This window comes from Streptomyces sp. NPDC048462, assembly GCF_043200175.1.
In the GTDB taxonomy this organism is placed as follows: Bacteria; Actinomycetota; Actinomycetes; order Streptomycetales; family Streptomycetaceae; genus Streptomyces.
Genome location: NZ_JBICXG010000071.1, coordinates 1 through 1,553 on the forward strand (window position 1 = coordinate 1; position 1,553 = coordinate 1,553).

1 protein-coding gene is annotated in these 1,553 nt (G+C 65.7%); it reads right to left on the reverse strand.

Annotated elements, in window-relative coordinates:
• Positions 1-1,553, reverse strand: a 1,553-nt coding sequence (locus ACGFU6_RS39275; RefSeq protein WP_393617406.1) for an acyl-CoA carboxylase subunit beta, incomplete at both ends; no start/stop codon positions are given.

The window sequence follows — 1,553 nt, forward strand, 5'->3', positions numbered from 1 at the left end:
TACTGCGGGGGGTTGCCGTGTTTGCGGGACGGCAGGTCTGCGTGCTTGGAGCGGAGCATGGCCAGTGAGGCGATCAGGACTTCGCGGGTCTCGGCGGGGTCGATGACGTCGTCGACGAGGCCGCGCTCTGCGGCGTAGTAGGGGTGCATCAGTTCGGCCTTGTACTCCTTGACCATGCGGGTCCGCATGGCCTCGGGGTCCTCGGCGTCGGCGATCTGCCGGCGGAAGATGACGTTGGCCGCGCCCTCGGCGCCCATCACCGCGATCTCGTTGGTGGGCCAGGCGTAGGTGAGGTCGGCGCCGATGGACTGGCTGTCCATGACGATGTACGCACCGCCGTAGGCCTTGCGCAGGATCAACGAGATCCTCGGCACCGTGGCGTTGCAGTAGGCGTAGAGCAGCTTCGCCCCGTGCCGGATGATTCCACCGTGCTCCTGATCCACACCGGGCAGGAAGCCGGGTACGTCCAAAAGAGTGATGATGGGGATGTTGAAGGCGTCACACATCTGGACGAACCTGGCGGCCTTCTCGGACGCCTCGATATCCAGGACACCGGCCAGGGCCTGGGGCTGGTTGGCGACGATGCCGACGACCTGGCCGTCCAAGCGGGCCAGCGCACAGATGATGTTGCGGGCCCAGCGCTCGTGGATCTCCAGGTAGTCGCCGTCGTCGACGAGCTCCTCGATGACCTTGTGCATGTCGTACGGGCGGTTGCCGTCGGCCGGGACCAGATCCAGCAGAACGTCACCGCGCCGGTCGGCCGGGTCGTCGTTGTCGGCCACGGGCGGGTTCTCACGGTTGTTCGAGGGCAGCATCCCGATCAGGTACCGGACCTCGGCGATGCACGTCTCCTCGTCGTCGTACGCGAAGTGCGCCACACCCGAGGTCTCCGCGTGCACATCGGCACCACCCAGACCGTTCTGAGTGATCTCCTCACCGGTGACCGCCTTCACGACGTCCGGACCGGTGATGAACATCTGCGACGTCTCACGCACCATGAACACGAAATCCGTGAGCGCCGGACTGTAGGCCGCACCACCCGCACACGGGCCGAGCATCACACTGATCTGCGGGATCACACCCGAGGCCCGGGTATTGCGCTGGAAGATACCGCCGTACCCGGCAAGCGCCGACACACCCTCCTGGATACGAGCGCCGGCACCATCATTCAGCGACACCAACGGCGCACCCGCCGAAATCGCCATATCCATGATCTTGTGAATCTTCGCCGCATGAGCCTCACCCAGCGCACCCCCGAAAATCCGGAAATCATGCGCGTACACGAAAACCGTCCGGCCCTCCACCGTGCCCCAACCGGTGATCACACCATCCGTATACGGCTTCTTCGCCTCCAGACCGAACCCCGTCGCACGATGCCGACGCAGCTGCTCAACCTCCCGGAACGAACCCGGATCCACCAACAGCTCGATACGCTCACGCGCCGTCAGCTTCCCCTTCGCGTGCTGCGCCTCGGTCGCCCGGTCACTCGGCCCACGCCGCGCCTGCTCACGCAGCGCCAGCAGTTCGGCCACACGGCCACGGGTATCGCTCGG